General features: G+C 73.7%; 23 protein-coding genes. 14 read left to right on the top strand and 9 right to left on the bottom strand.

Annotated features, from left to right (window positions below; all coding sequences use genetic code 11):
• Positions 1-64 precede the first annotated feature (64 nt).
• The 9 genes from BS75_RS04220 (at position 65) to BS75_RS04175 (ending at position 12,414) form a co-directional block, all read left to right on the top strand.
• On the top strand, positions 65-505 hold the full coding sequence (locus BS75_RS04220; RefSeq protein ID WP_042439992.1) for a hypothetical protein: 441 nt from the start codon (positions 65-67) through the stop codon (positions 503-505).
• A 71-nt stretch (positions 506-576) separates the two neighbouring features.
• Positions 577-1,419 carry an ammonia-dependent NAD(+) synthetase gene (gene nadE / locus BS75_RS04215; RefSeq protein WP_034092381.1) on the top strand — a complete coding sequence of 281 codons (843 nt, stop codon included), beginning with the start codon at positions 577-579 and terminating at the stop codon, positions 1,417-1,419.
• A gap of 144 nt (positions 1,420-1,563) precedes the next feature.
• Positions 1,564-3,147, top strand: coding sequence for a hypothetical protein (locus tag BS75_RS04205; RefSeq protein ID WP_052069163.1), 1,584 nt, complete (start codon positions 1,564-1,566; stop codon positions 3,145-3,147).
• Positions 3,148-3,221: 74 nt separating this feature from the next.
• Positions 3,222-6,581: a right-handed parallel beta-helix repeat-containing protein gene (locus tag BS75_RS04200; protein ID WP_034087230.1), complete on the top strand. Its 3,360-nt coding sequence runs from the start codon at positions 3,222-3,224 to the stop codon at positions 6,579-6,581.
• On the top strand, positions 6,578-7,807 hold the full coding sequence (locus tag BS75_RS04195) for a S8 family serine peptidase (protein ID WP_034087229.1): 1,230 nt from the start codon (positions 6,578-6,580) through the stop codon (positions 7,805-7,807). The genes BS75_RS04200 and BS75_RS04195 overlap by 4 nt, the downstream gene beginning before the upstream one ends.
• Positions 7,798-8,325 (top strand): hypothetical protein, encoded by a 528-nt coding sequence (locus BS75_RS04190; protein WP_034087228.1) that lies wholly within the window; start codon positions 7,798-7,800, stop codon positions 8,323-8,325. The genes BS75_RS04195 and BS75_RS04190 overlap by 10 nt, the downstream gene beginning before the upstream one ends.
• Before the next feature lie 207 nt (positions 8,326-8,532).
• Positions 8,533-9,141 carry a sigma-70 family RNA polymerase sigma factor gene (locus tag BS75_RS04185; RefSeq protein WP_152645886.1) on the top strand — a complete coding sequence of 203 codons (609 nt, stop codon included), beginning with the start codon at positions 8,533-8,535 and terminating at the stop codon, positions 9,139-9,141.
• Positions 9,142-9,303: 162 nt separating this feature from the next.
• On the top strand, positions 9,304-9,495 hold the full coding sequence (locus tag BS75_RS04180) for a DUF6229 family protein (RefSeq protein ID WP_034087227.1): 192 nt from the start codon (positions 9,304-9,306) through the stop codon (positions 9,493-9,495).
• A 6-nt stretch (positions 9,496-9,501) separates the two neighbouring features.
• Entirely contained in the window at positions 9,502-12,414 is a 2,913-nt protein-coding gene (locus tag BS75_RS04175) for a type 2 lanthipeptide synthetase LanM family protein (protein WP_042438103.1), read from the top strand.
• 74 nt (positions 12,415-12,488) lie between these two features.
• Here the strand turns inward: BS75_RS04175 and BS75_RS04170 are convergent, their stop codons facing one another.
• Positions 12,489-12,947: an HAD family hydrolase gene (locus BS75_RS04170; RefSeq protein WP_034087226.1), complete on the bottom strand. Its 459-nt coding sequence runs from the start codon at positions 12,945-12,947 to the stop codon at positions 12,489-12,491.
• Between the two features lie 232 nt (positions 12,948-13,179).
• Between BS75_RS04170 and BS75_RS04165 the strand changes: the two genes are divergently transcribed.
• Both BS75_RS04165 and BS75_RS04160 read left to right on the top strand, forming a co-directional pair.
• Positions 13,180-13,791: a DUF3887 domain-containing protein gene (locus BS75_RS04165; protein ID WP_034087225.1), complete on the top strand. Its 612-nt coding sequence runs from the start codon at positions 13,180-13,182 to the stop codon at positions 13,789-13,791.
• Positions 13,788-14,006 carry a hypothetical protein gene (locus tag BS75_RS04160; RefSeq protein ID WP_034087224.1) on the top strand — a complete coding sequence of 73 codons (219 nt, stop codon included), beginning with the start codon at positions 13,788-13,790 and terminating at the stop codon, positions 14,004-14,006. Before BS75_RS04165 ends, BS75_RS04160 begins: the two co-directional genes overlap by 4 nt.
• 21 nt (positions 14,007-14,027) lie before the next feature.
• On the opposite strand, the gene BS75_RS04155 is transcribed toward BS75_RS04160, so the two are convergent.
• From BS75_RS04155 to BS75_RS04140, 4 genes are all read right to left on the bottom strand, one after another.
• On the bottom strand, positions 14,028-14,684 hold the full coding sequence (locus BS75_RS04155; protein WP_042438102.1) for a DUF1707 SHOCT-like domain-containing protein: 657 nt from the start codon (positions 14,682-14,684) through the stop codon (positions 14,028-14,030).
• Positions 14,685-14,794: 110 nt separating this feature from the next.
• On the bottom strand, positions 14,795-16,642 hold the full coding sequence (locus BS75_RS04150) for a WXG100-like domain-containing protein (protein WP_034087223.1): 1,848 nt from the start codon (positions 16,640-16,642) through the stop codon (positions 14,795-14,797).
• On the bottom strand, positions 16,642-17,112 hold the full coding sequence (locus BS75_RS04145; protein WP_152645885.1) for a WXG100 family type VII secretion target: 471 nt from the start codon (positions 17,110-17,112) through the stop codon (positions 16,642-16,644). Before BS75_RS04145 ends, BS75_RS04150 begins: the two co-directional genes overlap by 1 nt.
• Positions 17,113-17,281: 169 nt before the next feature.
• Positions 17,282-17,563 (bottom strand): hypothetical protein, encoded by a 282-nt coding sequence (locus BS75_RS04140; protein ID WP_052069162.1) that lies wholly within the window; start codon positions 17,561-17,563, stop codon positions 17,282-17,284.
• Positions 17,564-17,708: 145 nt separating this feature from the next.
• Between BS75_RS04140 and BS75_RS04135 the strand changes: the two genes are divergently transcribed.
• The gene (locus BS75_RS04135) at positions 17,709-17,945 is read left to right on the top strand and encodes a hypothetical protein (protein ID WP_034087221.1); all 237 of its coding nucleotides are present in this window, start codon (positions 17,709-17,711) and stop codon (positions 17,943-17,945) included.
• On the opposite strand, the gene BS75_RS04130 is transcribed toward BS75_RS04135, so the two are convergent.
• Positions 17,891-20,806 carry an AfsR/SARP family transcriptional regulator gene (locus tag BS75_RS04130; protein WP_052069161.1) on the bottom strand — a complete coding sequence of 972 codons (2,916 nt, stop codon included), beginning with the start codon at positions 20,804-20,806 and terminating at the stop codon, positions 17,891-17,893. The genes BS75_RS04135 and BS75_RS04130 overlap by 55 nt on opposite strands.
• A gap of 394 nt (positions 20,807-21,200) precedes the next feature.
• Between BS75_RS04130 and BS75_RS04125 the strand changes: the two genes are divergently transcribed.
• Positions 21,201-22,163: an amidohydrolase family protein gene (locus tag BS75_RS04125; RefSeq protein ID WP_034087220.1), complete on the top strand. Its 963-nt coding sequence runs from the start codon at positions 21,201-21,203 to the stop codon at positions 22,161-22,163.
• Between the two features lie 81 nt (positions 22,164-22,244).
• On the top strand, positions 22,245-22,994 hold the full coding sequence (locus BS75_RS04120; RefSeq protein WP_034087219.1) for a TetR family transcriptional regulator: 750 nt from the start codon (positions 22,245-22,247) through the stop codon (positions 22,992-22,994).
• A 77-nt stretch (positions 22,995-23,071) separates the two neighbouring features.
• On the opposite strand, the gene BS75_RS04115 is transcribed toward BS75_RS04120, so the two are convergent.
• The 3 genes from BS75_RS04115 to BS75_RS04105 form a co-directional block, all read right to left on the bottom strand.
• Positions 23,072-23,311, bottom strand: a complete 240-nt coding sequence (locus BS75_RS04115; RefSeq protein ID WP_034087218.1) for a DUF2630 family protein — start codon at positions 23,309-23,311, stop codon at positions 23,072-23,074.
• Between the two features lie 158 nt (positions 23,312-23,469).
• Positions 23,470-23,820, bottom strand: a complete 351-nt coding sequence (locus BS75_RS04110; RefSeq protein WP_034087217.1) for a UBP-type zinc finger domain-containing protein — start codon at positions 23,818-23,820, stop codon at positions 23,470-23,472.
• Complete coding sequence (locus tag BS75_RS04105; RefSeq protein WP_156164205.1) at positions 23,817-24,092, bottom strand: hypothetical protein; 276 nt, start codon at positions 24,090-24,092, stop codon at positions 23,817-23,819. The genes BS75_RS04110 and BS75_RS04105 overlap by 4 nt, the downstream gene beginning before the upstream one ends.
• Positions 24,093-24,124 lie beyond the last annotated feature (32 nt).

The raw sequence follows: 24,124 nt of genomic DNA, 5'->3' as shown, positions 1-24,124 counted from the left end.
ACGCCGCGCGGCGGTTCGTACGTTGATGGACAAGAGAAGTCGGATCGGTTGAGGAGCGGACGCTATGGCAGACCAGGTGGCGGTGGGCGGGTTCCGGCTCGCTGCAGTCTTCGACCGAGTGGACCCGGTGACCGGGCCCGCGTTCGGGTCGGACAGCGAGCGGCTGGCGGCGGACGGTGACCGCGAGGCGGTGGCCGACTACCTGCGGGAGGGCGTCGCGGTACTGATCACGCCGCTGCTGGCCGACGACGTGCTGGACCCCTCGCGGACCGGCCTGGTCCCGCTGTCCTACCGGACCGACGGCAGCTGGATCTGGACCGACACCGTCACGTACTACCTGGAGCAGCACGGCCTGATCGCCGACGCCGAGCTGCTGGCCCACGTCCGGGCACAGGACGGTCCGCCGCCGGTGCCCGCCCCGGAGGTGCTGGAGCGGGCGGCCGCCTTCATCCTGACGCCGCCGGAGCCGGGCGACGAGGCGGTCTGGAACGTCGGCGGGGAGTGAGCCGGGCGGGCTCGGCCGGGCGGCCGAGCCCGGATTCCCGCGCCCCGTTTCCGGCCCAGTACAGTACGCGGATGGCGAACCTACGCAAGCAAATCATCGCTGACCTCGGCGTTGAGCCGACCATCGTGCCTGCGGCCGAGATCCGGAAGCGGGTCGGCTTCCTCAAGGACTATCTGCGGTCGACCCCGGCCAAGGGCTTCGTGCTCGGGATCAGCGGCGGCCAGGACAGCACGCTGGCGGGCAGGCTGTGCCAGCTGGCGGCCGAGGAACTGCGGGCCGAGGGGCACGAGGCCACCTTCGTCGCGGTGCGGCTGCCCTACGGCGTCCAGGCGGACGAGCACGACGCACAGATCTCGCTGGAGTTCATCGAGCCCGACCGGACGGTCGCGGTGAACGTCAAGCCGGGCGCGGACGCGGTCGCCGCCGAGACCGCGCGCGGGCTGGGGGAGCTGCTGGGCGGCGACTCCCAGCTGCGGGACTTCGTCCGCGGCAACCTCAAGGCCCGCGAGCGGATGGTGATCTGGTACGCGATCGCCGGCCAGCTGAACCTGCTGGTCGTCGGCACCGACCACGCCGCCGAGGCGGTGACCGGCTTCTTCACCAAGTTCGGCGACGGCGGCGCCGACATCACCCCGCTGACCGGGCTGACCAAGCGGCAGGGGGCCGCGCTGCTCGCGGAGCTGGGCGCACCGGCGAGCACCTGGCAGAAGGTCCCGACCGCCGACCTGGAGGACGACCGGCCCGCGCTGCCCGACGAGGTGGCGCTCGGCCTGGCGTACACCCAGATCGACGACTACCTGGAGGGCCGCGACGTCGCCCCGGAGGTGGCGGACCGGGTGGAGTCGATCTACCTGGCGACCCGGCACAAGCGGACGGTCCCGGTCACCCCGCTGGACGACTGGTGGCGGAGCTGATCGCGGCGTAGCCGCAGCTCGACCGATCCTGGCCCGAAACCGAATGAACCCTGCAGGCCCGCCGGTCCGTCACTCCTGATGGATGCGTCTGGATAGCCGTCGGCGGGTTGCGGCGGGGTGTCGGTGAGGGGCCAGGGAGCCGTGGTGGGCAAGGACCGGAAGAGCAGCGGGAAGCAGTCGCAGGAACAGGCGGCAGGGGAGTACCAACTGCCCGTCGTGGCCTGGGACGGTGACGACCTCGACGAGCCCGCGACGGCGCCGGGCGCGGCGGGCGGCGCGGCCGCCGTCGGCGCGGCGGCGGTCGCCCCGGCCCCCGAGCCGGCAGCGGCGGCCGGGACCAGGGCCGAGCCCGGGACCAAGGCGGAGCCCGGGACCAAGACCGAGCCCGGGACCGAGGCGGAGTCGGCCGCCGCTGCGGCCGGCTTCGGGACGCTCGGACTGGGCGCCGTACCGCGCATCGCCGAGACCGAGGCGGCCGCCGAGGCCGCTGCCGCCGAGGCGGAGGCCAAGGCCGCCGCCGGCGAGGCCGTGATCGGCCGGGAGCCGGCCGAGGCGGAAGCAGCCACCAGGGCGCTCCCGGCGGTCGGGGCCGAGCCCGAGGGCGGCGCAGCGGGCGCGGCGGAGGGCGCAGCCGAGGCCGAGGCGGGCGCGGACGCAGCCGCCACCGCAGCTGCCGGGACCGATGCCGACGCTGATGGCGAGGCCGAGGGCCAGGGCGCGGCGGAGGCCGAGGCCGAGGGCCGGACGCGGCGGATCTCCAAGCCGATGATCGCCGCCGCCGCCCTGACCGGGCTGGTCCTGGTGGGTCTGCCGGTCGCGCTGTCCGGCCTCGGCAGTGGGGGATCGCACCACGGCGCCGGCGGCAACACCGCACCGCTGGGCTTCACCCAGCAGAACGGCGGCAACGGCAGCGGCTTCGTCCCCGGCGCGCTGCCGCAGTCGAGCAACGGCGCGAACGCCGCGGGCGTCCCGACCGGCCACGCCGCCGCGGGCAACGCCGCCGCAGGCAACGCCGCCGGCCACAACGGCGGCTCGGGCACGGGCAACGGCGGTTCCGGCGGCCCCGGTACGGGTCCCGGCACCGCCGGCCACAAGGGCGGCTCGGCCGGCAACCCGAACCCGGGCACCAACGGGTCCACCGGGCAGCCCGGGACGGGCCCCAGCACACCGGCCGCACCCGGCACCGCCAATGCCCAGCCCAGGGCCGCGACCTGGTCCGGCGTGGCCGGCTACGGCTGCTCGGACGCCGGCACCGGCATCAACGACTCCAGCGGCTGGTTCAACGCGGGCCGACAGGGCTGGCAGTACTTCAGCACCGGCGGGATGACCGCCGACAACTGCAGCGGCGCCTATGTGACGGTGTCCATGTCCGGCAGCAACAGCGACGACGGCAACTACTTCCTCTGGACCTTCAACACCGGCTCGGTCTCCAGCGGCAACTGCGACATCCAGGTGTACATCCCCGACGACGGCAACGTCATGGCGGTCGGCGGCAACCCGACCTACTACAGCGTGCAGAGCACGTTCAGCGCCGGCAGCGGCACCGAGGGCAACTTCTCCATCAGCCAGGTGAACAACCTCGGCCAGTGGGTCGACGAGGGCAACTTCCCGGTCAGCAACGGCCAGATCGCCGTCATGCTGCACACCCGGGGCGAGGACTGGAGCGGCAACACCAAGACCTGGGCCCACCACGCGGCCTCCGCCGTCAGCGCCAGCTGCACGGCCTGACCCGCCCAGCACAGACCCACCGCAGAACAGACGCAGGACGCATGACCGATGCAGGACGAAGGGACGACCCAGGCATGACGCGCCAGGTGCTGACGGTGAGTGCGGAGCAGCAGAGCGGTGGCTCCTACCGGACGATCGGCGAAGCCCTCCAGGCGGCGCGCAGCGGCGCGGTGATCTCGGTCCGCCCCGGCCGCTACGAGGAGAGCCTGGTGATCACCAAGATGGTGACCATCACCGCCGAGGAGGCCCGGGGCAGCGTCCGGATCTCCCCGCGCAGCGGCGCGGTGGTCCAGGTCGTCTCCGAGGCGGTCCAGCTCACCGGGCTGATCCTGCACGGCCAGGACAGCGACCTGCCCGCCGTCGACGTGCCGCGCGGCCAGGCCGCGCTGCAGGACTGCGAGGTCGTCGGCAACTCCTGGACGGCGGTGCTGACCCGGCAGCAGGGCTCGCTGGCGATGCGCGGCTGCCGGGTGGTCAACTCGGCCGGGGCGGGCATCGTCGAGACCTCCACCGGCAGCAGCGTCATCGAGGACAGCGTCATCGAGCACCTCGGCACCTCCGCCGTGGTGATCGGCGAGGAGGCCAACCCGGTGGTGCGCCGCTGCGTGCTGCGCGACGCGCGCGGCAACGGCGTCTGCGCCAACGGCCGGGCCCGGGGTTCGGTCGAGGACTGCGAGATCTCCGGGACCGACAAGCCCGGCATCGCACTGGAGGAGAACAGCTCGACCCGGCTGCTGCGCACCACCGTCCGGGACGTCCCGGTCGGCGTCTACATCAGCTCCGGCGCCCGGGTGACGCTGGAGGACTGCACCGTCACCGGCAGCGAGGGCCATGCCTTCGCCCTGGCCAACGGCACCGACCCGCTGCTGCGCCGCTGCCGGACCAACCGCAGCAAGGGCCACGGCATCCACATCACCGGCAAGTCCCGGGGCAGCTTCGAGGACTGCGAGGTGGTCGCGGCGGACGGGATCGGCATCTGGGTCGGCGAGTCCGCCAGCCCGGCGCTGGCCCGGACCTCGGTCCGGGACTGCGGCGCGGCCGGGGTCGAGCTGACCGGCGGCAGCGCCGCCGAGTTCGACCGGCTGGAGGTCCGCGACGTGGTCGGCGCCGGGGTGAGCGTCCGTGAGGGCGCCAACCCGCTGCTGCGCCGGGTCCATGTGACCGACGCCCGGGGCCACGGCGTCGAGGTGCTCCGCGACGGGCGCGGCCGGCTGGAGTCCGCCGAGGTCAACTCGGCCGGCCAGTCCGGGATCTGGATCGCCGAGGGGGCCAACCTGCACGCCGGCAGCGTCACCGTCCGCGAGGCCGGCGCCAACGGGGTGACGGTCGCCGCCGGCGGCACCGCCACCCTGCGCGACTGCGACCTGAACGGCGCGGCCATGGACGGCCTGTCCGTGGAGAACCGGGCCGAGCTGACCGCGACCCGCTGCCGGGCTCGCGGCAACCGGCGGCACGGCCTGATGATCGCGGCCGGGGCGCGGACCACCGCGACCGGCTGCGAACTGGTCGACAACGCGGTGGACGGGATCCGGATCGAGTCCGAGGAGAACGTCCGGGTCACCGACTGCACCGTCGCCGAGAACCGGGGCGCGGGGCTGCGGCAGACCAAGCCCGGCAGCCGGGTGGAGGTCGAAGGGCTGGACAGCCGGGACAACGGCGTCGCCGACAGTCGGGGCACGTCCGAGGCGGCCACCGCCGTCGGAGCGGCCGGCGGGGAGGTCGGCGACCCGGCTGCGGCCGGGGACGCCCCGGCCGAGGCCACCGGCCCGTTCGCGGTGCTGCAGGAACTGGTCGGTCTGGACAACGTCAAGGACCAGGTCGCCAACCTGGTCAACCTGAACAAGCTGGCCAAGCGCCGGGAGCTGGCCGGGATGCCCGCGTTGCCGATGGGCCGTCACCTGATCTTCGCCGGGCCCCCCGGCACCGGCAAGACCACCGTCGCCCGGCTGTACGGCAGCATCCTGGCCGAGCTGGGCGTGCTGCGCAGCGGCCACCTCACCGAGGTCGCCCGTGCCGACCTGGTCGCCGCCGTGATCGGCGGCACCGCGCTGAAGACCACCGAGGTCTTCAGGCAGGCCCTCGGCGGGGTGCTGTTCATCGACGAGGCCTACACCCTCTCCGCAGCGACCGGCGGCAGCGGACCCGACTTCGGCCGCGAGGCGATCGACACCCTGGTCAAGCTGATGGAGGACCACCGCGACGAGGTGGTGGTGATCGTGGCCGGCTACGAGGAGCAGATGCTCGACTTCCTCGCCTCCAACCCCGGCCTGGCCTCCCGCTTCAGCCGCACCGTCGCCTTCGAGAACTACGCGGTGGACGAGCTGGTCACCATCGTCGAGCGGGCCGCCGTCGGGCACGGCTACGAACTGGCGCCGGACACCCGGGAGGCGCTCGCGGTGCTCTTCGAGCAGATGCCCAGGGGTGCGGACTTCGGCAACGGCCGGGCCGCGCGCAAGGTCTTCGAGGAGATGGTCGACCGCCAGGCCGCCCGGCTGGCCGAGCTCACCGAGTTCGGCAACTCCGACATGGCCTGCCTGGTCCCCGAGGACGTCGGCGCCGAGGCCGCCGCCGCGGTGGCGCGGGCCGCCGCCGGTGAGACCGACGCCGAGCCCAGCGCCGGACTGCTGGACCAGCTGCGCGCCATGGTCGGCCTGACCGCGGCCAAGGAGCAGGTCGAGGACCTGGTCAACCTGATCCGGCAGACCCGCCGCCGGGAGGAGGCCGGACTGCCCGCCCCGAAGATCAGCAACCACCTGGTCTTCTCGGGCCCGCCCGGCACCGGCAAGACCACCGTCGCCCGGCTCTACGCCGGACTGCTCGCCGAACTCGGCGTGCTGCGCGGCGGCCAGCTGATCGAGACCGCCCGCGCCGACCTCGTCGGCCGCTACGTCGGCCACACCGCCCAGCTCACCCGCGAGGCCTTCGACCGCGCCCGGGGCGGTGTGCTGTTCATCGACGAGGCCTACACCCTCACCCCGAGGCACGGCGGCGGCGGCGACTTCGGCCAGGAGGCCGTGGACACCCTGATGAAGTTGATGGAGGACCACCGTGACGAGGTGGTGGTGATCGTGGCCGGCTACGAGGAGGAGATGAAGGACTTCCTCGGCTCCAACCCCGGTCTGGCCTCCCGCTTCAGCCGCGAGGTCGCCTTCGAGCACTACTCGGACGAGGAACTGGTCACCATCGTCCGCTACCAGGCCGAGCGCGACGGCTACACCCTCGCCCCGGAGACCGCCGAGGCGCTGACCGAGCTGTTCCACGCCGCGCCCCGGGACCGCAGCTTCGGCAACGGCCGGCTCGCCCGGCAGACCCTGGAGTCGATGGTCACCCGCCAGGCGGGCCGGCTCAGCCGGCTCGACATCGGCGACGTGTCCGAGCTCAGCCTGCTGCTCCCGCAGGACGTCGCGCCCCGCAGGGTCGGGAGCCCGGCATGAGCGGACGGAGGCGCACGGCCGTCCTGGGGCTGCTGTCCGGCGCGCTGCTGCTGCCCGCCGTCCCGGCCGCAGCGGCGCCCGCGAGCGGCTCGGGCTCGCTGCCCGGGATCGCACAGACGGTGAGCGACAGTCAGCAGGGCTGCGTCAAGGCCTCCAGCGCGCAGGTCGGCCGGACGCCCTGGCCGCAGACCCTCCTCGCGCCGCAGAGCGCCTGGAACCTCAGCGAGGGCGGGGGCGTCACCGTGGCCGTGCTCGGCTCCGGGGTGAACGACAGCTCCGGCGTCCTGGCCGGACGGCTCAGCCTCGGCCCGCGCGAGAACGGCAGCGGCGACTCGGGCCGCGACTGCGTCGGCTACGGCACCTTCGTCGCCGGGCTGATCGCGGCCCAGCCCTCGGCCGGCCCCGGCCTGGCCGGAATCGCCCCGCAGGCACGGATCCTGGCCATCGGCGTCACCGACGACACCGGCGCCACCAGTGCCGGCGCCCTGGCCCAGGGCATCCGCGCGGCCGTGGACGGCGGGGCCAGGGTGGTGGACGTCACCGTGACCGTCCCCGGTCCCAGCGGCGCGCTGGCCTCGGCGGTGGGCTATGCGGTCAAGAAGGGCGCGCTGGTGGTCGCGCCCTTCGGCGCGGACGGCCAGACCCAGGCCGGGACCGTCTACCCGGCCGGCTACCCGCAGGTCCTCTCCGTCGCCGACCTCGCCTCCGGCGGCAGTCCGCCGCAGAACGGCGCGCTCGGCGGCCGGGTCGACCTGGTCGCCCCCGGCGACGCCGTGATGAGCGTCGGCCCCGGCGGCAGCGGCGACTTCACCGCCACCGGCCCCGGCCTGGCCACCGCCTTCGTCGCCGGGACCGCCGCGCTGGTGCTCGGCCGGTACCCGTCGCTGACGCTCGCCCAGCTGGTGCGGCGGCTGGAGGCCACCGCCTACCACCCCGGCACCGCGCTGCCCGACCCGCACCTCGGCTACGGCACGGTCGACCCGGTCGCCGCCGTCACCGAGGTCGTCCCCGGGCTCGGCGGAGCACCGGTGCCGAAGCCCGTCCCGGCGCGCGCCGCCGGGCCGGTGCTGCTGCCCGCGCCGACGGCCGACCCGGCCGCCGACCAGGCGGCCGAGGTCGCGGGCGCCGCGCTGCTCGCGGTGCTGCTGGTGGCCCTGGCCGCGACCGTCCTGCCGCGCGGCCGACGCCGGGGCTGGCGCCCGGGGCGGGGGCCCGAATGGCGCTGACCGCCGCCGCGCGCGGGCGTCGCCGCCCGTTCGGCCGCTCGCTGCGGGCGGTGCCGGCGCCGGTGTCGGCGACCGCCGCGGTCGACGCTGCCGGGGAGCAGCCGGAGGCCACCCGCCGCCTGCTCGCCTCCTGGCTGGCGCACCCGCAGCCGATCGGCCCCGGGCAGTGGACCGGCGGCGGTCTCGCGGTTCCGCCCGCCGAGGCGGACACGGTCATCGAGACCGCCCGGGAACTGGCCCGCGATGCCTCGCCCGCCGCCGAACAGCCCGCACCCCCGGCCGGACTGCTGCGGCTCGCCGAGGTGATGGTGGTGTCCGAGCACCCCTCCGTGTCCGGCTGGACCGCCGCCGAGCGCCGGCTCGCCGCCTCCTGGATCGCCGTGCTGCTGGACCGCCAGGGCGAGGACGGGGTGCAGCGGCTGGTCCACGCCCTGTGTGCGGCTCCCGTTGCCACCTGTCACACCAACCCCGTCCGTCTCTCCTGTGTTGACCCGGAGTGCGGTCCCGGGGGGCTATGAGAACCGGACGTGAAGTCCGTGTGTGCAAAGTGTGACGGAGACCAATGTCTGCTCCCGGCCAACGTTGGCGCACTTTTGGGAAGTTGTTGGCCGGATGCGAAAGCCTCGGCATGGTCATGCGGGACGGAGCAGTCCGCTTCGGATGCGGCACCCGTCCCCGACCGCAGACCCCAGCGCCAGCACCGAAGACAGAGAGCAGAACGGGCCGTGCAGACCCTTCCCGCCGACGAAACGTCCGCGATCCGCGTCACCCCTGAGGCAGCGACCGATACGGACGCCACGCCCGCAGCGTGCACTCCCCGCCCCACCCTGGACCACGACACCCTGGCCGAGCTCTACCGGCTCCACGGCCCCTACCTGCTCCGCTCCCTGCTCAGGGTGACCTGCGGGGACCGGGGCAAGGCCGAGGACATCCTGCAGGAGACGCTGCTGCGGGCCTGGCAGCACCCGGAGGCGATCTCCCGGGGGGCCGAGCAGAGCCGTCCGTGGCTGTTCACGGTGGCCCGGCGGATCGCCATCGACCACCTCCGGATGGCGGCGGCCCGGGCCAAGGAGGTCACCGACGAGGCCCCCGAGGAGCGCCGCGACGCCACCGACGCCTACGAGGGCGTCCTCGCGGCCCGCGACATGGCGGCGGCGCTGTCCGTGCTCCAGCCGCACCACCGCGACGTCCTGGTCGAGCTCCACCTGCGGGACCGCTCCGTGGCCCAGGCCGCCGAGGTGCTCGGGATACCGGCCGGTACCGTCAAGTCCCGCAACTTCTACGCGATTCGGGCCCTGCGCCCGGTCCTGGAGAGCCAGCACGCCGCGGCCTGAGCCGACCGGTCCACCGCCGGGCCGCCGGCGGCGGCACGACGCACCTGTCGGCGACCGGTTCTGAAGGGCCGTCAAACTATGTCGTCATACGACTGTTCTCGGTTGACGTCGGCAGGGATACTCGGTTCGCACACCCGCTCCCACAGCGACAAGGGGTCACTGATGCACACCGTCCTTGAGGAATCGCAGCTCACCATCGCGGCGTGGCGCGACGGCACCGGCACGGACAGCCCGGCCGGACCGCTGTTCACCGGCGGCGCCTACGCGGAGTCGGAGATCGCCGCATCCGACCAGGTCAAGACAGTTCAGTGCGGCACCGTGTGTTCGTACTCGGCCGGCCGCGACTGCTGCTGACCGAGGATGCCCGACTCGACGACGGGCGATCTCGAACCCGTGCTGGGCTGCCTGCTGGAGCCGGCCATGACCGGCCTGGCGGCCCGGCTCGGCGGCGTCCCCGGCCTGGACCCGACCGAGCGGACCGCCGTCCTGCGCGGAACGCGGCTCTCGCTGACGGCGAGCATTCGACGGAAGGTCAGTCGGGTGCTGCTGCTGGAGCTGAACGCCGCCCGGCTCTCCGGCCGGCTGACCGCCGCCGACTCCGCCGCCCGCTGGGACGAGTGGATCGCCGACTCCTCCCGGCCGGGCTACTGGGAGTCGCTGACGGACCACTACCCCACCCTCCTCGCCCGGCTGCGCACCGTCATCGGTCACGGCTGCGACGCAGGTCTCACCGCGGCCCGCCGCTACGCCGCGGATCGAACCGCGCTGGCCGAACTGCCCGGAGCCGGAACGGGCGCGCTGACCGGGATCAGCTTCGGAGCGGGCGACACCCACCGCGGTGGCCAGAGCGTCGCCCTGGTGACCACCACGACCGGGCGGACCGTCTACAAGCCGCGGCCGGTCGAGGTGGACGCCCGGCTCGCCGGGCTGCTGGACGTCGTCACCGCCGATGACCCGCCCGGCACCAGGATCCGGGTGCCGCAGGTGCTGGTCAGGCCGGAGTACGGATGGACCGAACACGTCCGGCACCGCTACTGCGCGGACGAAGCCGAACTGGACGCCTACTACCGGGCCATCGGTCACTGGCTCGCGGTGATGAGCCTGCTCGGCGGCAGCGACCTGCACGCGGAGAACGTCATCGCGGTCGGCCCGGTGCCGATCGTGGTGGACTGCGAGACGCTGTTCACCCCCCGTACCCCCGGAAAACCGTCCGGCTGCGGAGAGGCCGCCGACCGGGCTGCCGAACTGCTCGCGGACAGCGTCCTGCGCATCGGGCTGCTGCCGGGGCGCGGTAAGGCGCTGGGCTGGCGCGGCGTCGACCTCTCCGGCGTCGGCGCACTACCCGGCCAGCAGCCGCTGGTCCGCACACCGGTGATCGCCGACGCCGGCACCGACCTGGCGCACATCGACTACGCGCTGATGCCGATCACCACCTCGGACAACCATCCGAGCCCGGAGCCGGAACTGGGCCGGTACTGGGGCCGGGTCGTCGAGGGCTTCTCGGACCTGGCCGCACGGCTGCACCGGCTCGACCGCTCCGGACACCTCGCCGAACCACTGGCCGCCTTCGCCGACAGCCCGATCCGGGTGGTGATGCGGGCGACCGAGACCTACCAGGAGCTGGGCCGGATGCTGTGGCACCCGGTGTCACTGCACGACGAGCCGACCGCTGTGGAGCGGGCCCGCGGACTGCTCGCCAAGCATGCGGAGAACGTCGCGTCGGCGCCCGGCGACCCGGCCGTGATCGAGGCCGAGATCGCCGAACTGCTCGACGGAGACGTTCCGGTCTTCACCACCATGCCGGGCACAGGCACGATGACCGGTCCACGCGGCACCGTCTTCGGTCCGTCCCGGGACCTGATCACGGACTCGCTCGAACGATGGCGCACCGACGACTCCGCCCTGGACCGGCGGGTGATCCAGGGGACCCTGGTGAGCGCCTACCTCAACGAAGGCTGGCTTCCGGACCGGGACCCCATGCGACCCGGCCGCGTCACCGCCGACCGGTTGGACCGGCGCCGACGCGACCGGGCAGCCGCCCTGATGCGCGAACTCCGCGACGCCGCGATCCGCGCGCAGGACCGCACGGCCACCTGGATCGCCCCGGTGCTGGACCTCACCGGATGGTCGATCCAACCGATGGCGGGCGACCTGTACAGCGGCCTCTCCGGCACGGCCGTGCTCCTTGCGGCCTACGGCTTCGAGGTCGCACACGGACGGGCCGACGCCGTTCCCGGCCTCGACGAACTGCTCGCCGACACGCTCAACAGCCTGCGTCTGGCCGAGGACCGGACGGAACGCGATCGCGCCTCGGGCCTGGCCATCCGCCCCGACACACCCGGCGGCTACGTCGGCATCGGCTCGCGGATCTGGGCCTGGCTGCTCCTGGGCCGTCTCGGCGTCCCCGGGCTCCACCCCGGCCAGGCCACCGCCCGCGCCCGGCAACTCGCCCTGCTCCTGCCCGAGTCGGTCGAGGCGGACGACGTATACGACCTGTTCCGCGGAATGGCCGGGGCCGTGGTCCCACTGCTGCGCCTGGCCGAACGCACGGGCGAGGCCGGCTGGTCGGCGCTGGCGGCCGACATCGGAACGCGTCTGGCCGACGCCGCCCACCTCGGCGCCGGGACGGCGTGCTGGCGCAACTCGCTGCTGCCCGAGGGGATCGGTGGCATGGCGCACGGAGCCACCGGCATCGGCTGGGCACTGGCCCGGCTGGCCTCGGCGCCCGCAGTCCGGGCGGTGGCCGGGACCGGGGCCGCCGCGATCGGCCGGACGGCCGGGGCGGCCTTCGCGTTCGAGGAGCAGACCTACGACCCGGAGTTGGCCGGCTGGATCGACCTCCGTGCCCCCGGCCACACCGGTGCCGCCTGGTGCCACGGAGCCGTCGGCATCGGCGTGGCCGCCGCCGACCTGCTCCAACAGGACCAGGCCCGGTGGCGCGACGTGCTCCGCCGGGCCGCCGCCTCCTGTTGGAGGGACGGGAGGGGGTGGAACCACACGCTCTGCCACGGGGACGCCGGTGTGTGGGAGGTCCTCGACCTCGCCCTGGCCCACGGCGTGGCCCCGGCGGGGGTGGACCGCGCCATCTGCGACGCGGATCTGCTGAGCAGCCTGGAGGAGTTCGGCCCGATCAGCGGGATGGCCCGCGACACGTTCGCGCCGGGTCTGCTGCCCGGCGTCGGCGGCATCGTCTACCAGTTGCTGCGACTGCACCCGGACAGCCCCCTGCCGTCGCTGCTGCTGCCGGACCCTGGCCCGCCCGACCCCCTCTGAGGCGGATCCGCCCGAGGCGGCTCCGCGAGGGTCCGGGCCAGCGGGGCTGACCCGGATCGCGGCGGGCCGGAGAATCAGCAGTTGGAGCAGTGCGCCGCCGGTGCCGCCGGTGCGGCGTCGTGGCGCAGGCCGATCGCGCGGTGGGCCTCGGCGAGGGTGGTCTTCCAGTCGCCGGTGAAGCGCAGGGCGCGGTCGTCGATGTAGACGGCGGCGCCGAGCTTCTTGTTGGTCACCAGCAGACAGTCGCCCTGCCAGTAGGCGCGGTTCGGGTCGTCGTCCACGATGGTCTCCAGCCCGGTGTGCCGGCGCAGCCAGTCCGCGACCTCCGGATGGAAGCGGCGCGGACGGGCGGTGACGATGAACACCGAACGGACCTTCTTCAGTTCGTGCAGCGACTCGATGGCTCCCGGGATCGGTCGGCCGTAGATACGGCCGTCCTGCCAGCCCTCGTCGTGTGCCACCAGGGTCTGATCGAAGTCGATGCCCACCGCGTGGGAGGCGGGCGAGGCGGGATCGAGCGGAACGACGGTCATGACGTTCGGTCTCCTTGCAGTGATGGGCGCACCGGTGCGGTGCGCGGCCGCGGAGCCGGTCGGTGGCCGGCTCTCTGGAAGAAGGAGTCCGAGACGCCCGTTTGCTTACAGCACTTCGTCGCTCATTGTGAGTATTCGACTCCATAGGGTGAATATGGCGTGACTGGGGCTGGGCGGGTGCGCTTGTAAAGGCTGCCTTGACAGCGCGAGGTTGTAAAGGCAACCTTGACGTATGGATGACGTCGCTGAGCGGGCTGCCGAGGTCGCGGAGCGGGCGCGGGGGTTGGCCGATGTGGCGGTCGGTGGCGGGCGCTTGCCGCTCGCGGAGATCGGGGCCGCGCTCCAGATCGTCGGGCTGGCCGAGGGCACGTTGCGGGCCGCTGTGTCCGAGGCCAGGGCGGCCGGGCGGACGTGGCAGGAGATCAGCGGAGTGCTGGGCACGACGCGGCAGGCTGCGTTTCAGCGGTTCGGGAAGCCCGTCGACCCCCGGACGGGGGAGCCGATGGCGAGCAGGATGGTGCCGGGGGCTGCGGAGCGGGCTGCGGAACTGGTCGCCCTGGTCGCCGACGCGGAGTGGGAGCAGGCGTGTGCCGGGTTCAACGGCACGCTGTCCGCCGCGCTGGACGCCCCGAGGCTGGCGGAGGCGTGGGCCCGGGTCGCCGGGATGGTGGGGGCCTACGAGGGGATGGGTGCGCCGGTGGCCACCCAGTTGGGGGACTACACGGTGGTGAACGTGCCGATGGAGTTCGAGGCGGGGGAGATGACCTGCCGGGTGGCATTCGACGCGGATCGGAAAGTGGCAGGGCTTTTCTTCCTGCAGACGGAGAGCGAGGGGCGGTCATGAACTACTGGCGGGTGATGCGATGCAAGGACGGGCACCTCTTCGAGACGCCCTTCCTCCCGATGGTCTCGCTCAAGGCGGTGAAGTTGCCTCGGGGGAGGTACCAGCGCTGCCCGGTGGACGGGCGCTGGGGGATCTGCGACCTCCAGTTCACGGCGGAGCTGTCCGAGGACGAACGCGACGAGGCGCATCGGAACCGGACGAGCCGGCTGCCGTGACGGTCCCCGGGCTCCGTCGGGTCAGCCGCCGACCGGCGGCAGGGACGCGGGTCCGGGCGGCGACCGCCGGAACGTCCGGCGTGCGGGCCGCACCAGGACGCGTCCGAAGCTCTTCATCCCGACCAGTTCCACCCGCAGCGTGACCGGCACCGGTACGCCGGGATCCGGGGTCCGACGGACCCTGATCCTGCTGAACTCCAGGGTCAGCGCATCGGTGTCGACCACGATGCCCGGCCTGGTGATGATCGTCAGGTTCTTGCCGCGCATGGTCAGGTCGATCCGCAGGGTGTCCTGCGTGATCACCGCCTGGGTGAAGTCGAGCGTCACCTCGCACCACTCCGTTGTCAGTTCCATCCTTCGCGGCACCACCCAGGGCCCCACGCGTCTGACCGCACTGAACCTCTGGTCGATCCGGAGGACGTCCTTGACCTGGGCCACGGTCGCACCGGCCGAGGACACGGGCGGCAGGTCGAGGGTGAGCGCGGTCAGCTCGCTGACGGTCCGTGCGGAGAGGGCGGCCTCCAGGCGTTCGTCCAATTCGTCCGAGGTCAGTCGGCCGTCCCCGGCCGCGATGCGCAGCGTGTCGACCGTCCGGTCACGGTCCGCGTGCGAGGCTCGCAGTTCGGGTGCCGGGCGTGGGGTGGGGTGCTCCCCGGCGGGCGAGATGTCTCCCGACATGATTCCGTCCTGGTCCTGTTGAGCGTCTTCGCGCGATGCGGCCGTCGGCGCGGCTTGGGAACTAACGCTATATCGCGACATGGGTTCCGGCCAAGCCCGCTCGGGGGGTCTCAACGCTGGTTGAGGATGGCGATGATCTCCGCTGCGTCGAACGTCGGACCCAGGTCGATCTCCGGCAACGTCGGATGCCCCTCGTCGAAGCTTGCGTCGTCGTCGCTGTCGCTGTCGTCGTGGTCGTCGGAACTGGTGGTGTGATTGTCGCTGTTGTCGGCGCCGAAGTTCTCGTGACTGCCCTCGATGGTGGGGCTGAGGTTCTGGTGGTTGCTGCTCTGACTGCTGTCGCCGGTGGTATTGACGATCTGGCTGCTACTGCTGGTGTCGATGCTGTGAGCGTCCCCGCCGACGGTGCTGGTGCTGGTGCTGGCGGTGACAGTTCGGCCATTGCCGCCGGTGGTGGTGATGCTCTGGTTGTTGCTGGTGGTGGTTGTCGGCTGGTTGTTGCCACCACTGGTGGTGGAGTTTTGGCCTTCCCCGCCGGTAGTGCCGACGCTCTGGGCGCCGTCGTTGGCGTCGACGTTCTGGATACCGCCGCCAGTGGTGTTGACGGTTTGCTGACCGCCGTCGTGGTCGTCGCCGCCGATGGTGTTGACGGTCTGGTGATTCCCGTCGTTGTTGTCGACGTTCGGGGTGTCCCCGTCGGTGTTGTCGATGCTCGGTTGGTCTCCGTTGGTGCTGTTCTCGCCAGTGGTGTTCTCGCTGGCCGTGTTCTCCCCGTCGTTGGTCTCGCCGGTCGTGCTCCCGTCGTTGGTGCTCCCGTCCTCGCCGGTGTGGTCATCGGTGGTGGTGCTCGGGGTCGGCTCGGTTTCGATGGTGTGCAGGCTTATGTCGTCCGCAGCGCTTCCGCCGCCGTTGCCGCTGCCGCCGGGACCGTGGGCGATCGGGAACGTGGAGTTCACCAGTTTGTTGAGCTTGTCCTCCAGATAGTCGCCCGGCGAGATCGAGAACTTGCCGTTGGGGTTCACGTGTTCGTGGAAGGAGCCCATGGCGCCGCTGAACGCGCCGTTCGCCGCGCCGGAGACGTAGTCGCCGGTGGAGCCGTCGGCGGCGTCCTGCGCGGCGCCCTCGGCCATGCCCGTGATCGAGCTGAAGCCGATGTTCCAGCCTGCCTTGGCGAGGTCCGTGCCGAGCTTGCTGCCGAGGCCCTTGGCCAGTGCGCCGCCGAGACCGTCGTCGCCGAGCTTGCCCAGGGCGTTGCCGCCCAGTTTGCCGAGCCCCTTGCCCATCAGCTTGCCGAGGCCGCCCATGCCGAAACCGATCATGCCGCCGATCGCGCCGTTCTTGGCGGAGGTCTCGACCTCGGTCCAGTCGATGGAGCCCCGGTGGTGCTGGGCCAGCTCGATGACCTGGGCCAGCAGGTCGAAGCCGACCTGCGCCAGCACCGACTCCACGACCCGGGTGACCATCGCGACGACCGCCTTGCGCAGCAGCATCAGGAAGAAGATCCGGGTGGTGACGATCTCCGCCTCCGCCGCCACCTCGCCGCCGCACCAGGCGAAGTACAGGTCGACGGCGAGCTGGATCGCGAGTACCACCAGCGCGCCGATGACCTCGATCCGCAGTGTCTCGATCTCGTTGGCGAGCCCGTTCAGCGCGTCGGCCGCCGAGTCGCAGCACTGGACCACGGTGGGCAGGACCGGGGGCGAGCCGTCCGGTGTCGGCCCCAGCAGCGCGGTGAAGTAGCTGTCCACTGCGGTCCGGGAGGCCCCGGCCAGTGCCTGGTCGATCAACTGCCAGGCTTGGCCCACCTCCTGCTGGACGTTGCCGAGCGCTGTACCCGCGTCGCTCCAGGCTGCGCCGAGAGTGCGCAGCGCGGTCTCGTTGCCGGTCGGCCAGTCGTTGCCCACGACGATCGTCAGCAGTGTCTGCAGCGCCGGGGGCACGTTCTGGGCGTTCACCATCAGGCGGCGCCGGGTGAGGGGAAGACGTCGGCGAGGGTCTGGTTGTCCTCGTCCGCACTGGTGAAGTGCTGCAGGGCGCCGCTCAGCGAGGTCGCCAGCTTGTCCAGGACCGTGCCCATGCCGTTCACGGCCGTGAGCAGATCCTGCTGCGGCTGCTGGAAGTTGGCGGCGAAGCCGGTCCCGAGCTCCGGGTCGTCGCCCCAGGGGGCGGTGCCGGCGGCGGTCACGGCCGAGGCGATGGCACTCGACGCGCCCTCGGCGTCCCCGGCCGCCGCCCGCAGCAGGGCCACCGCCTTTGCGAGCGAGTCGAAGTCGACCACCAGCAGGTTCCCGCCGCTCAACCCGGACGGCATGCTCGGCGGCGTCCAGCCGACCGGGGGCTCGCTGATCGGGGCGTTGCGGTAGCCGCCGGTGGTGCCGGGATTGTCCGGGGCGGGCATCTCCGGCGGCAGGTCGATAGCTGGGGGCACGGGCACCGTTCCGGACGTCGTACGCGAGCGGGGCCGCCCCGTCGCGGCCCTCAGCCAATCACGCCGACCGTTTCCCCGGGATCCCCCTTGACGTCGTCCAGACGTTGAACACCGTTGTTCTGACGCGGTGTTGGCGCGGTACCCGGCGAGGGGCCGGCGCGGCGTCGGCTCAGCCGCCGGCGCGGCCCGCGAGCCGGTCGCGAATGCCCTCCAGCGCCGCGTCCAGCGTCGGCGCGGTGTCGCCGTGGCCGCTGAAGCCCTCGTCCTCGCCCTCGTCGACGGACCAGCCCCAACCGCTGTCGGGGTGGCCGTCCAGGACGGCGGTGTGGGTGCCGGTGTCGAGGGTGACGGACATGGCACCGCCCGGGAACCGCTGGACGGCGACGTGCACGCCGTCGTCCAGGATCTCGGCGACGCGCACGCGGACCTGCTGCTCGGTGATGTCGGCCATGGGCTTCTCCGCAGTGGGGGTCTGGACCTCCAGCCTGCGGCACCGGCCCGGCCCCCGCTCCCCGGCGGCGCCCCGGCCGCGTCGGGCTGCGCCATCGGGAGTAGCGCGGGATGCCGGGGCGCGGTGCCGGACCGATGCTTGAGGCATGGACAGCAAAGGCAGGGCCGACAGGATCGTCGTGTGGCCGAGGCCCGAGATCGCTCCGGACCACGTGGTCGGCCGCCCGTACGAGGGCGGCCTCGCCCTGGGGGAGGAGGAGCCCCTGGAGTCCCGCGAGGACGCCGAGCAGCTGGCGGACCTCTGGGGTGTCGAGCGTGAGTTCATTCGCTACGACGGCAACGCCGAGGAGATCCTGGAGGACGACGACGCGGACGACGCCTGACCGCTCGCCCGACCGCTCGTCCGGTTGCTCGCCCGGTCGGCCGCCCCGTCCGGTGGCTCGAACTGACGTCCGATCACCTCGCAGGTCAGCAGCGTGCCCGAGGCCCGGCCCAGGGCCGCGCCCTCCTCGTCGACCGCCGCCGCGTCCGCGAAGCGGCGCAGCAGCCGCAGCGCCCGGGCCTCGGCGGCCAGTGCCGTCAGCATGGTGAGCCGGGTCGTGGGCACGCCGCCGGTGGTGGCCCGGCCCCGGACGGCGCGGGCATGGCGCAGCGCCGCCTCCGGGTCTCCCACCAGCAGTTCGACGATGGCGGCGGCGGTCAGCGCCGTGCCCGCGTGGTCGTGCAGGGCGTGCTCGCCGACCAGGCTGAGCGCGGCCCGGGACAGTGCCCGCGCCTCCCGTGCCGCGCCCGGGTCGCCGGTGCCGGCGGTGGCGACGGCGCAGGCCGCGAGCGCGCGGACGCGGACGCCGCCGTGGGTGGCGCCGGTCCGGTCGACGGCCCGCCGGGCGAACACCCGGGCCTCGCCGCCGCGCTGCTGCAGCGTCAGCGCCTCGGCGGTGGCGCTCTCCAGCGCGGCGAGCGCCTGCGGGGTGCCGCTGCGCCTGGCGGCCCGCAGGGCCGAGTCCAGGCAGCTGAGCCAGTCGTCGCCGGGCCCGGCGGCGGCGTCGAGGGCGTACAGCGGATGGCAGAGCTCGGCGATCCGGACGGCCCGGTCGTGGGCGCGGGCGTCGGCGCTGCCGGCGGCGGTCCCGACCAGGTCGCGCAGGGCGGGCTGTTCGGCGCGGAAGCGGACCAGGGCGGCGTGCAGGCCGCTGGGGTCGGTGCGGACGGTCTCCGGGCAGAGCGGCAGCCGTTGGCCGGGCAGCCCGGGTCCGGCCGGATCGGTGCAGCCGCGCAGCACGCCGAGGTAGTGGTCGAGCAGCCGGAGCAGGGCCAGCCGCCGGTCCGGCTCGTCCTGGTCGGCGTGGAGCTCGCGGCTGAACAGCCGGACCAGGTCGGGGCGGGTGAAGTGACCGGTGGTGGTCTCGTGCAGCAGGTGGTGGGCGGCGAGGGTGCCCAGGGTGTGCCGGGCGGTGCTGGCCTCGCCGCCGAGGAGCGCCGCCGCCGTGCCGGCGTTGACCTCGGCGCCGGGATGCGCGCCGAGCAGCGCCAGCAGGTGCGCGGCCTCGTCCGGCAGCTGCCAGTAGGTCAGGGCCAGCGCGCTGCGGACGCTGGCGGTGCCCTGGGTGTCCAGGGCGAACAGCCGGCCGTCCTCGTCCGCGAGCTCGGCCACCAGCCGGGCGAGCGGCCAGTCCGGGCGGGCGGCGATCCGGGCGGCGGCGATCCGCAGTGCGAGCGGGAGTCCGTCGCACAGGGCGACCAGTCGGCGGGCGGCCACCGGATCGGCGGCGACCTGCTCCGGGGCGAGCAGTTCCAGCAGCTCCAGCGCGTCGGTCAGCGGGAGCCGGCCGACCCGCAGCAGCGCCGCGCCCTCGGTGACCACCAGGTCCTCCAGGGTGTTGCGGCTGGTGACCACGGTCGTGCTGCCGCTCCCGGCGGGGAGCAGCGCCGAGACGTCGGCCGCGTCGCGGACGTTGTCCAGGACCAGCAGCAGCTGCCTGCGCCGGGTCTGCGCGTGGTAGGCGGCGATGCGGGCGGCGGGGTCGGCCGGTATCGCGTGCGCGGGCAGTCCCAGGGCGAGCAGCAGCTCGCCGAGGGTCTCGTTCCGGTCGGCCGGTCCGGCCGGGTGGTAGCCGCGCAGGTCGGTGAAGAGCAGCCCGTCGGCGAAGTGGACGGCGGCCCGCTGGGCCCAGTGCTGGACGGCGGCGGTCTTGCCGGCCCCGGCGGGCCCGACCACCAGCGCCAGCGCGCCGGGGGCGCCGCGCCGGTCGAGCCACTGGAGGACGCTGCTGCGGCCGACGAAGCCGCTGGGCGGCCTGGGCATCCGCAGCCCCGGGCCCGGACCGCCGCTGGTGCCGGTCCCCGCCCCGGCCGTCGTCGACCGGCGCGCCGGCGGGGCATCAGCGGACAGCGGGGGACCGGGCGGAGCGGAAACGGATGGAACGGCGGTCGGCGGGACGACGGCCGGTCGGGCGGAAGTGGTGGCGGCGGGCGTGCGTGAGCGGCGCTCGGCCGGGTACTGGGGACCGTTGCCGGGGGCGCCGCCGAGGACGACGGCCAGCGCCTCGCGCAGCGCCGGGCCCGGGGTGACACCGAGTTCGTCGTCCAGCCGGACGCGGGTGTGGTGGTACGCGGTGAGGGCGTCGGACTGGCGTCCGGCCTGGTGCAGGCAGCGCATCAGCAGGGCGGCGGTCGGCTCGCGCAGCCCGTCGGCGCGGACGCTGCGCTCCAGCTCGGGGACGGCGGCGGCCCCGAGCTCCAGCCGCAGCAGGCACTGCGCCCAGGCGGTCAGGGCCCGGGTACGCGACTCCTCCAACTGCTCGGCGAGGGCGCGGCACAGCTCGGTGTCGGGGACGTCGGCCAGGGCACGGCCGTGCCACAGCTCCAGGGCCTGTTGGAGCAGGGGAGCGGCCTCGGCATCGGCGGCGGCGGCCTCGGCGCGCCGGGCCAGCTCGTCGAACCGCTGGGCGTCGATCTGCTCGGGCAGGCCGACCAGCCGGTAGCCGGGTGGCCGGGTGAGCAGGGTGAGGCCGGTGCCGTCGAGGACCTTGCGCAGCGCGGCGACATGCCCCTGGAGCGCGGCCCGGGCATGGGTGGGCGGCGTGCTGCCCCAGAGCAGCTCGAAGAACCGGTCGACGGGGACGGTGCGGCCCAGTTCGAGGGCGAGCAGGGCCAGCACGCCGCGCCGCTTGGCACCGGCTACCTCGGCGGTGCCGCCGTCGCGGGTCCGGAGCTCGACTGGCCCCAGCAGCCGAATGGTCATGCGCTCCCCATCCATATGCTTGGTCGATGCACCGACCACGCAGTGTATCCAGCTGTCGAGTACGCCAGATCTGCGCGTCTCCCTCTGCTGAGCTCTCATCTGCCTGACTATCTGGGAAGTTGTTTTTGTTGCACCGTTAAGCTGTGAGCTGCGCCACACGGCGGGGGTGCCCGATGCTGGTGATTTCCGCTACCGACTGTCATACATCGGTTGTCTTTCGTAGCTGGCAGACGGGTGGATTCCGCCTCCAGGACCCCTCCCGTACCCCTTTCGGACCGCCGCCTGACCGTCTGCCCGCCGTGCCGACGGACCGAGGGGCGGCCGGTGTCGGTGCGGTTCCCGGAGAGCGCTATCCTGCTCCGCGTCCGAGATCGTTGATCAAGGAGGTTGCGGGATGGCGCAGTTGAGGATCATCACGCTGGAGGAGCACTACGCCGCGCCGCCGTACACCCGGGGCCGGGGCGGAGCCTTCGGCTCCGACTTCGCCCGGAGCGTCGCCGAGCGGATCTCCGACGTCACCCGCTTCCGGCTGCCGGAGATGGACGCCGCCGGGATCGGCCTCCAGGTCCTGTCGCTGCCCAACCCCGGTGTCCAGGCCGAGACCGACCCGGCCACGGCGGTCCGCCACGCCCGGCAGGCCAATGACGCGCTGGCGCAGCTCTGCGCCGACCACCCCGGCCGCTTCGCGGCCTTCGCCGCCCTGCCCTGCCAGGCCCCGGAGCGGGCGGCCGAGGAGCTGGAGCGCTGCGTCACCGGTCTGGGCTTCGTCGGGGCACTGGTCAACGGCCACACCAACGGCGTCTATCTGGACGACCCCCGGTACGAGGTGCTCTGGGAGCGGCTGGGGGCCCTGGCCGTCCCGCTCTACCTCCACCCGACCTTTCCGCCGGAGACCCCGGCCGTGCTGGCCGGGCACCCCGGTCTGGCCGGTCCGGCCTGGGGCTGGGGCGTGGAGACGGCCTCGCACGCCCTGCGGCTGGTCTCGGCCGGCGTGTTCGACCGCCATCCCGGCGCGGTGCTGGTCCTCGGGCACATGGGCGAGGGGCTGCCCTTCACCCTGGACCGGCTCGACGACCGCTGGGCGGTGCTCCAGCACGAGCGCCCGCTGCGCCACGCGCCCTCGCACTACGTGCGCAGCAATATGTACGTCACCACGGCCGGCGCCGAGTCCCCGCACGCCCTCCAGTGCGCCCTCGCGGCCATGGGTCCGGAGCGGGTGCTCTTCTCGGTCGACTACCCCTACCAGTCCGCCGCCTCCGCGACCGCGTTCCTCGCCGCCGCCCCGCTGGAACCGGCCGTGCGCGAGGCGCTCAGCCACGGCAACGCCGCCCGGCTGCTCCGGCTCCCGACGTCCTGACGGCACCCGGTTCCCTGCGACCCGGGCACCCAGTGTCGGCCGAACGCGCCTCCGGGGTACTCCGGGTGCTACCGTCCCGGCATGACCAAGGACCTCGGGCCCGCCGGACGACCTGCGGCCAGGCCGCCGATGCGGGACGCGCTCGCCGCCGCCGCGTCCAGCCTCTTCGACGAGCGCGGCTTCGAGCAGACCACGATCGACGACATCGTGGCCCTGGCCGGCGTGGGCCGGCGGTCGTTCTTCCGCTACTTCCCGTCGAAGGAGTCGGTGGTCTTCCCCGACCACGACGGCTGCCTGGCGGAGATGAACGCCTTCCTCGCGGACGGTGCGGGCGACGCCGAGGACCCGGTCGACCGGGTCTGCGACGCCGCCCGACTGGTGCTCCGGATGTACGCGGCCGACCCGGTCTTCTCGGTCCGCCGCTACCGGCTCACCCGGGAGGTGCCCGCCCTGCGCTCGCACGAGCTGTCGGTGGTCCGGCGCTACGAGCGCGCGCTCGCGGCCTATCTGCGCGCCCGCTGGGCGGCCCGGTCGGACGGCCGGCTGCGGGCCGACGTGGTGGCTGCGGCGGTGGTCGCCGCGCACAACCACGCCCTGCGCTCCTGGCTGCGCTCCGGCGCGGAGACCGAGCCGGAGGCCGCCGTCGACGAGGCGCTCCGCTATGTCGCCCGCACCTGGGGCGAGCGGGCGCCGCAGCCCTCCGCCGAGGAGGCGGGGCCGGAGCCGGAGCCGGACGCCGGAGCGGACGAGGTCGTGGTCATGATCGCCAAGCGCGGCACGCCGATGTGGCGGGTGGTCCGCGATGTCCAGGCGGCCGTCGAGTCGGACTGAGTCGAGCCCCGTCCCGTCGGAGGCGGAGGGTACTCAGTGCCGTTCGGCCCAAGCCCCCGCTCCTCCTCGGTCGTTGCTCAGCTGAGGTAGCCCTCGACCTCGCTGACCGGACGCACCTGCGCCGCGCCGGGGTCGGTACCGAACTCGGTCGCGGCCCGGCGTCGGCGCAGCAGGTCCCAGCACTGGTCGAGTTGCTGCTCCAGGCTGGTGATCCGGGCCTGGGTGGTCGGGTCGTCGGGGCTGCCCGGGTCCGCGCGGAGCCGGTGCTCCTCGTCCACCAGGTTCCGGATCCGGTCCAGCAGTTCGTTGTCGCTCATGTCGGCCTCCCGAGTAGGCGGTTCGGCACGAGCGAGCCTACGCGCGCGGCCGCCGCGCCGCGCGGGGATCGGGCACGCGCGTCGCGGCGGTCGGCAGAGCGCCGTCGGTGGGCGGAGCCCCGTTGGTGGGCGGAGCCCCGTCGGTGGGTGGGGTGTCGTCAGTGGACGTGCCGCTGCCAGTCGGCCGGCACGCGCTCGGCCGGGCCCGGGACGGTCTGGCTGAGCGGGTGGTGCTGCGGGCCCGCGAGCGCGGGGCCGTCGTAGTACTCCTCGGTGGGGTAGCTCCAGAACCAGTCCTCGCCGGGCTCGAAGCTGCGGATCAGCGGGTGGCCGGTGTTCTTGGAGTGGGCGGAGGCGTGCTGGGACGGCGAGGACTCGCAGCAGCCGATGTGGCCGCACTGGGCGCACCGGCGCAGGTGCAGCCACCAGCCGTCGGGGGTCGCGAGGCACTCGGCGCAGCCGGTGCCGCTGGGGACGGCGGCGGGGTCGATGCCGGGGGTCTGGGTCATGGTCGGTTCTCCTCTGGCAGGTCGGTCGGGCTTTCGGGATCGGCGAAGAGGGAGGCGTCGGTCGGCGGGGTCGGTCGGGGCAGCCGGTTCTGGAACCGGGTGCCGCCGGGGGCCGTCACGGTCGGTTCCCCGGACGGGGGGAAGCGGTCCGGCGCCTGATTGCTGCTCAGCAGGGGCGGGGCCGGGGCCGGGCAGGGGGCCGTGGAGCGCAGCGTCACGCGGCCGTCGTCCACGGGCGGGTGCGCCGTCCGCGGTGCGTTCTCCCTCGCCACGCGCCCTCCCTCGCCCGGGTGACCGACCACAA

The sequence above is a fragment of the Streptacidiphilus albus JL83 genome, assembly GCF_000744705.1.
Lineage (GTDB): Bacteria > Actinomycetota > Actinomycetes > Streptomycetales > Streptomycetaceae > Streptacidiphilus > Streptacidiphilus albus.
This window is presented reverse-complemented; position numbering and strand designations above follow the sequence as displayed.

Bases quoted from the DNA above. Each gene is read 5' to 3' on its own strand.
- BS75_RS04220 (WP_042439992.1), top strand. From the start codon at position 65: ATGGCAGACCAGGTGGCGGTGGGCGGGTTCCGGCTCGCTGCAGTCTTC.
- nadE (WP_034092381.1), top strand. From the start codon at position 577: ATGGCGAACCTACGCAAGCAAATCATCGCTGACCTCGGCGTTGAGCCG.
- BS75_RS04200 (WP_034087230.1), top strand. From the start codon at position 3,222: ATGACGCGCCAGGTGCTGACGGTGAGTGCGGAGCAGCAGAGCGGTGGC.
- BS75_RS04195 (WP_034087229.1), top strand. From the start codon at position 6,578: ATGAGCGGACGGAGGCGCACGGCCGTCCTGGGGCTGCTGTCCGGCGCG.
- BS75_RS04190 (WP_034087228.1), top strand. From the start codon at position 7,798: ATGGCGCTGACCGCCGCCGCGCGCGGGCGTCGCCGCCCGTTCGGCCGC.
- BS75_RS04180 (WP_034087227.1), top strand. From the start codon at position 9,304: ATGCACACCGTCCTTGAGGAATCGCAGCTCACCATCGCGGCGTGGCGC.
- BS75_RS04175 (WP_042438103.1), top strand. From the start codon at position 9,502: ATGCCCGACTCGACGACGGGCGATCTCGAACCCGTGCTGGGCTGCCTG.
- BS75_RS04170 (WP_034087226.1), bottom strand. From the start codon at position 12,947: ATGACCGTCGTTCCGCTCGATCCCGCCTCGCCCGCCTCCCACGCGGTG.
- BS75_RS04165 (WP_034087225.1), top strand. From the start codon at position 13,180: ATGGATGACGTCGCTGAGCGGGCTGCCGAGGTCGCGGAGCGGGCGCGG.
- BS75_RS04160 (WP_034087224.1), top strand. From the start codon at position 13,788: ATGAACTACTGGCGGGTGATGCGATGCAAGGACGGGCACCTCTTCGAG.
- BS75_RS04155 (WP_042438102.1), bottom strand. From the start codon at position 14,684: ATGTCGGGAGACATCTCGCCCGCCGGGGAGCACCCCACCCCACGCCCG.
- BS75_RS04150 (WP_034087223.1), bottom strand. From the start codon at position 16,642: ATGGTGAACGCCCAGAACGTGCCCCCGGCGCTGCAGACACTGCTGACG.
- BS75_RS04140 (WP_052069162.1), bottom strand. From the start codon at position 17,563: ATGGCCGACATCACCGAGCAGCAGGTCCGCGTGCGCGTCGCCGAGATC.
- BS75_RS04135 (WP_034087221.1), top strand. From the start codon at position 17,709: ATGGACAGCAAAGGCAGGGCCGACAGGATCGTCGTGTGGCCGAGGCCC.
- BS75_RS04130 (WP_052069161.1), bottom strand. From the start codon at position 20,806: ATGACCATTCGGCTGCTGGGGCCAGTCGAGCTCCGGACCCGCGACGGC.
- BS75_RS04125 (WP_034087220.1), top strand. From the start codon at position 21,201: ATGGCGCAGTTGAGGATCATCACGCTGGAGGAGCACTACGCCGCGCCG.
- BS75_RS04120 (WP_034087219.1), top strand. From the start codon at position 22,245: ATGACCAAGGACCTCGGGCCCGCCGGACGACCTGCGGCCAGGCCGCCG.
- BS75_RS04115 (WP_034087218.1), bottom strand. From the start codon at position 23,311: ATGAGCGACAACGAACTGCTGGACCGGATCCGGAACCTGGTGGACGAG.
- BS75_RS04110 (WP_034087217.1), bottom strand. From the start codon at position 23,820: ATGACCCAGACCCCCGGCATCGACCCCGCCGCCGTCCCCAGCGGCACC.